Below are 5,201 nucleotides of genomic sequence, written 5' to 3'. Positions count from 1 at the left end.
GCACGTCGTGGTGGGCGCGCACGTGGCGGTGGGCGCTCTCGCCCAGGTCGCGCAGCCGGGCGGGGTCGCCGAGCAGCCGGACCAGGGCGCGGGCCAGGGCCTCGGGCCGCCCCGGCGGGACCAGGCTGCCGGCGGCCCGGCCCGGCGGCAGGCTCTCGCGGGCCCCGTCCACGTCGCCGAGCAGCACGGGGCTCCCGCAGGCCATCGCCTCGAGCGGGGCCAGGGCCATGCCCTCCCAGCGCGAGGGCAGGACGACGAGGTCGGCGGCGCGGTACCAGGGGACCGGGTCGGCGACCGCCCCGGCGAACGTCACGGACGGGGGCGCGGCGCCGCGCAGCCGGTCCGCGTCGGGCCCGTCGCCGACGAGCACGAGCCGGGCCCCGGGCAGCCGGCGCAGCACCTCGGGCCAGGCGGCGACGAGCACGTCCTGCCCCTTCTGGCGGCAGAGCCGGCCGACGCAGACGGCGAGCGGCCCGGTGCCCTCGGGCAGGCCCGCGGGCGGTCCGTCGGGGCCGGTCCCCCCGGCGGGGCGGAAGACGCCGAGGTCGACGCCGTTCGGCACGATGCTGACGGGGCCGCGCACCCCGCGCCGGCGGCCGGTGTCGCGCTCGGCGCGGCTGACGCAGAGGAAGCGCGCGGTCCAACGGGCCGCGAACCGCTCCCAGTTCGCGGCGGCCGACGCCGCGGGTCCGCCGACGGCCTCGAAGGACCAGGCGTGCGGCTGGAAGACGGTCGGCACGCGGCCCCGCACGACGAGCCGGGTGACCAGGCCCGCCTTGGCGCTGTGCGCGTGGACCAGGTCGGGCCCGGTGCGGGCCACGAGCTCCGCCAGCCGCCGGGACTCGGCGCGGACGCCGCGGGCCGGGGAGCGGACCGCGGGCCAGTCGAGGACCTCGCAGCCCGCGGCGTCGAGCAGTGCGGGCAGGGCGCCCTCGGGCGGGCAGGCGACGGTCACCGGCAGGCCGGCGGCCCGCTGGAGCCGGACGAGATCGGCCACCACACGGGCCACGCCGCCGTCGACCGGCTGCGTCACGTGCAGGACGCGCGGCGGCGCGGATGCGGGCGTCACTTGCATCGCCTCTTCCCCGAATTCTTCCCCGAAAGAACGGGAGATCAGAAATTCATATGTACCGGTCGACTCCGCGCCGCATTCCGATCGCCATGAGTCGCCCACCGTAACGTCAAGAAAGCGACGCTCACTTGATACACGAGATGTGTCGGAGTTGTGAAACTCCCGCTCCGTCGGGGCCGGAATCCCGTGCGGGGATTCAACACGCCGTCGCACATTCACCCGTTCGGAGCCGAAACTCCTGCCGCACCGCCGCGTTGTCCACGCGTCAGGCGTCTTCCCTGGCCAAGCTGATCGATCAAGGAGCATGTTCATGTCGCGTACTGCGAAGGCAGTCGTCTTCTCCGCCGTGGCCGCCGCCGCCATGGCCGGCACCGCCGGTGTCGCCTCCGCCGACAGCGGGGCGCAGGGTGCCGCCGTCGGCTCCCCCGGCGTGCTCTCCGGCAACGTCGTGCAGGTCCCGGTCCACGTGCCGGTCAACGTCTGCGGCAACACCGTCAACGTCATCGGTCTGCTGAACCCGGCGTTCGGCAACACCTGCGTCAACAACTGACGCCGCAGCACGACTCTTCCGCAGCCGCCCCTTTCGGGGGGCGGCTGTTCCGTGCCCGGACACCCGTTTGGCTGTGGCGCGGTTGCGGCGTGTCGCGGCGGATTCCACGGTGAATCTGCATCACCGAATCACCCTGGAAGGTTTCCTCATGTCCGCATTTCCCGTACGGCCGCTCGCCGGCACCCTCCTGTGCGCCTCGCTCCTGATAGGCGCCGCGGCCCCCGTCCTCGCGGCGGGACCCGCCACCGAGCCGGCCAGCCGCACGGACGTCGCGTCCGCTCCCGTGCCGGGCGCCGACGCGCTGCTCGCCCAGACCAAGACCCTGCACGACACCGGCGGTGTCCTGACGCCGGTCACCGAACTCCTCGACGCCGTCCTCAAGGCGGACGACGGCAAGCTCTCCGCCGCCGACGCGACGAAGCACGCCGACGCGGTCAAGGCCGCCATCGCCGCGGCCGCGGCGAAGGCACCCGCGGCGCCCTCGACCCCCGACGCCGCCGCGCTGCCCAAGGCCGCGAAGGCCCCCGCCGACGTCAAGAGCGACGCCCTCGCCGCCCTCCAGTCCGCCGTCGACGCCCTCCTGAAGTCGGCCACCGCGGGCGACCCCGCCGCGGTCGCCACCCAGGCCCCGGTCGTCGTCACCGGCCTCGTCAACGTCGTCGCCGCCACGCTGCTCGCGGGCGGTCTGCCGGCACCGAACCTGCCGGGGCTGCCCGCGCTGCCGCAGCTGCCGACGTCGAGCCTGCCGTCGACGGACTCGCTCCCGGAGGCCCCCGCGCTCCCCGCGACGCCGCTCGCCGGCTAGCCCGCGCGCCCCGAGGGCCCGCCGGACGGATCTTCCGTCCGGCGGGCCCTCGTCGTGCGTTTCCGGGGCGGAGGTCGCTCGTTGGACAGCGCGCACCCCTGGTGGACGGCGGCCCGGACGGGCCGTCCGACGAGAGGACGATGATGAAGGTTCTGAAGGCCGCTGCGGTTGTCGCCGGCTCCCTGACGCTGGCCGGCGCCGCCGCTCCCGCCTTTGCCGCCGGACCGGGCGACCTGCCGCCCATGAGCCTGAACGGCGCACTGGACACCCTGACCAGCCAGCCGACGCTCGACGTCAACCCGGTGGACACCAACCTTCTCGACCCGAGCCGCAAGGACAACGCGATCGGCACGGTCACCGAGGCCACCCAGGGACTGAACTCCGGCGGCAGCCTGCTCGGCGGTCTGCCCACCGGCCGGTAGCCCACCGGGCTTCCTCCCCCGCGCGGGCGTGTCCTTACGGGAATTCCCGTGGCCGCCCGCCATACGATCCGCAGCACCCCCGTCACGTATGTCACGAAAGGTTCTGAAATGAACACTGCCAAGAAGGCCGCCTTCGTCCTCGCCGCCGCCGGTATCGCCGCGGGTGCCGCCTCCGGTGCCGCGTTCGCCGACTCGGGCGCCGAGGGTGCCGCCGTCAAGTCCCCGGGCGTCGGCTCGGGCAACGTCGCGCAGCTCCCCGTGCACGTCCCGGTCAACGTCTCCGGCAACACCGTGGACGTCATCGGCGCCCTGAACCCGGCGTTCGGCAACACCGCCGTCAACAACTGACGCACCACCGGGGCGCGTTCGCGTCCGCTGGTGAAGCCATGGTCCGCAGGCCGGTCGGGAGCTCTCCCGACCGGCCTGCGGCCGTTCTCCCCGGGCTCTTTCCTCCGCCCGCCTTTCTCCTTTCCGCCGCTTTTCTCTTTCCCGTCGTCTTTCCGGACGTGTGTTTGACCAACTCACGGAAGAGTGGGCGGCTTTGATCCGATGGAGTGACGCGTGCCCGGTCACCCCTTTCGCGCTGGCTAGGCTTCTTCGGTGACTTCGACGTCGAGTATTGAAACCACTTTCCGGCCCGGCGATCTGGGCACGCTGGCCGTCATCGCCTGGAGCGGCGAACACGCCGACGGGCAGGGCGACATGCCGTTCCTGCTCGCCTATTCGCTCGGTGACTCCCCGGCGGGGCCCGAGGGCTCGCAGGCCGCCGTGCGGGCGCTGCTCCGGAACAACGGCCTCACCGTGGGCACCGCCGTGCACGACGGCTCCCGGCACCCGAGCTTCCCCGTCTCCCTGCTCGTCGAGGCGGGCCAGGCGGTCGTCTCCATGCCGTGGCTGAACGCCCAGTGCGCCGTGCCGCCCGAGTGGCTGGCCGCCGCCGAGGCCCGCGGCACCGCCTACTTCCTCTTCACCGCGCGCCCCTGGTCCGGCGCCGCGCCCGGCCGCCCGGTCGGCGAGGAGGAACTGCAGTCGTTCGCCGGCGCCGAGGAGACCCTCACCGCCGCCGCGCACTGCCTGCTGCCGGTCCGCCGGCTCCGGTGAGCACCGGCCTGCACCGGTCCGCCGCACGCGTCGGCGCGCAGCCGGGCCCCGCCCACGACACCGCCCACGACACCTCCGCCGGGAGCTCTGCACGGGGCCTCGCCGCGAGCCGGCGCCTGGCCCTGCTGCTCGTCGTCACCGGTGCCGCGGGCCTGCTGCCGTCCTGGGTCATCACCCTCGACGAGTTCGCGCTCCTCAAGGACCCGAACTTCACCCCGGGATGCAGCCTCAACCCGGTGATCGCCTGCGGCAGCGTCATGAAGAGCGCCCAGGCCTCGGTCTTCGGCTTCCCGAACCCGATGCTCGGCCTCGTCGCCTACGGGATCGTCGTCTGCGCGGGCATGAGCCTGCTGACCGGGGCACGCATGCCCCGCTGGTACTGGCTCACCCTCAACGCGGGCTGCGCGTTCGGCGTCGGGTTCGTGACCTGGCTGCAGTTCCAGTCGCTCTACCGGATCAACGCGCTGTGTCTGTGGTGCTGTCTGGCCTGGGTCGCCACCATCCTCATGTTCTGGGCGGTGACCTCGTTCACCGTGCGCCACGGCCTGCTGCCGGCGCCGCGCGGGGCCCGGCTCCTCGCCGAGGAGTTCGGCTGGGTGCTGCCCGTGCTGCACATCGGCGCCGTCGGGATGCTCGTCCTGACGCGCTGGTGGAACTTCTGGACGAGCTGAACCCGGTGCGGGGGCATGCAGGGGTTCTCAGGGGGCTTCTCAAGGAGGTCGGAAAGACATGAGTTTCACCCGCTTCACCGTGCGGGGCACGCTGGCCGTGGTCGCCGGCTGTGCCGCGGCCGCCGCGGGCGGTGCCGCCCCGGCCGCCGCCGCGCCCTCCGTCCCCGTCGAGGTGCCGCTCGCCGGGGTGGAGAGCGCACTGCCGGTGGACGCGCCCGAGCTGCGCACCGCCGCGCCCCTGCCGATCCCCGGCGCCCCGGAGGGCCCCCGCTACGACGAGCAGCACCTGCTTCCGCAGAACGCGCTGCCGCGGCTGCCTGTCAGCAGCGAACTCCCGCGGACGCACGCCGCGTTGCCGGTGCCGCGGGTGCTGCCCGTCGACACCGTCGAGCAGGTGGGGCTCGACTCCGCGGGGTCGCCGCTGCGCACCGAGTCGCCGGGCGCCTCGGTCGGTGCGCCGCTGACCGCACCGCAGGCCGGCCGGTTCGGCCTGCCGGGGCTCTCCACCCCGCAGCTCGGCCTCGGCACCCCCGACCTCCAGGCCGGGCCCGGCGCCGACCTGGGCCTCGGCTCGTGACGC

Annotated in this window: 8 protein-coding genes; 7 read left to right on the top strand and 1 reads right to left on the bottom strand. The window is 74.2% G+C overall.

Features of this window, described 5'->3' with window-relative positions; translation table 11 throughout:
• The coding region (locus GTW43_RS05735) for a glycosyltransferase family 4 protein (protein WP_161300526.1) at window positions 1-1,075 on the bottom strand (1,075 nt) is incomplete at its 3' end.
• A gap of 358 nt (window positions 1,076-1,433) precedes the next feature.
• Here GTW43_RS05735 and GTW43_RS05730 point away from each other — a divergent pair.
• The 7 genes from GTW43_RS05730 (at window position 1,434) to GTW43_RS05700 (ending at window position 5,198) form a co-directional block, all read left to right on the top strand.
• Window positions 1,434-1,622, top strand: coding sequence for a chaplin (locus GTW43_RS05730; protein WP_272922502.1), 189 nt, complete (start codon window positions 1,434-1,436; stop codon window positions 1,620-1,622).
• 148 nt (window positions 1,623-1,770) lie between these two features.
• A complete protein-coding gene (locus GTW43_RS05725) occupies window positions 1,771-2,427 on the top strand; it encodes a hypothetical protein (protein ID WP_161300524.1) in 657 nt (218 codons plus the stop codon).
• Window positions 2,428-2,570: 143 nt separating this feature from the next.
• Entirely contained in the window at window positions 2,571-2,849 is a 279-nt protein-coding gene (locus GTW43_RS05720) for a hypothetical protein (protein WP_161300528.1), read from the top strand.
• 108 nt (window positions 2,850-2,957) lie between these two features.
• Window positions 2,958-3,197 (top strand): chaplin, encoded by a 240-nt coding sequence (locus GTW43_RS05715; protein ID WP_161300523.1) that lies wholly within the window; start codon window positions 2,958-2,960, stop codon window positions 3,195-3,197.
• Between the two features lie 252 nt (window positions 3,198-3,449).
• On the top strand, window positions 3,450-3,950 hold the full coding sequence (locus GTW43_RS05710; RefSeq protein ID WP_161300522.1) for a DUF5949 family protein: 501 nt from the start codon (window positions 3,450-3,452) through the stop codon (window positions 3,948-3,950).
• Between the two features lie 116 nt (window positions 3,951-4,066).
• Window positions 4,067-4,621 (top strand): vitamin K epoxide reductase family protein, encoded by a 555-nt coding sequence (locus GTW43_RS05705; protein WP_237536430.1) that lies wholly within the window; start codon window positions 4,067-4,069, stop codon window positions 4,619-4,621.
• A 58-nt stretch (window positions 4,622-4,679) separates the two neighbouring features.
• Window positions 4,680-5,198 carry a hypothetical protein gene (locus GTW43_RS05700; protein ID WP_161300521.1) on the top strand — a complete coding sequence of 173 codons (519 nt, stop codon included), beginning with the start codon at window positions 4,680-4,682 and terminating at the stop codon, window positions 5,196-5,198.
• Window positions 5,199-5,201: the final 3 nt, after the last annotated feature.

It is taken from the genome of Streptomyces sp. SID5785 (assembly GCF_009870065.1).
Lineage (GTDB): Bacteria > Actinomycetota > Actinomycetes > Streptomycetales > Streptomycetaceae > Streptomyces.
This window is presented reverse-complemented; position numbering and strand designations above follow the sequence as displayed.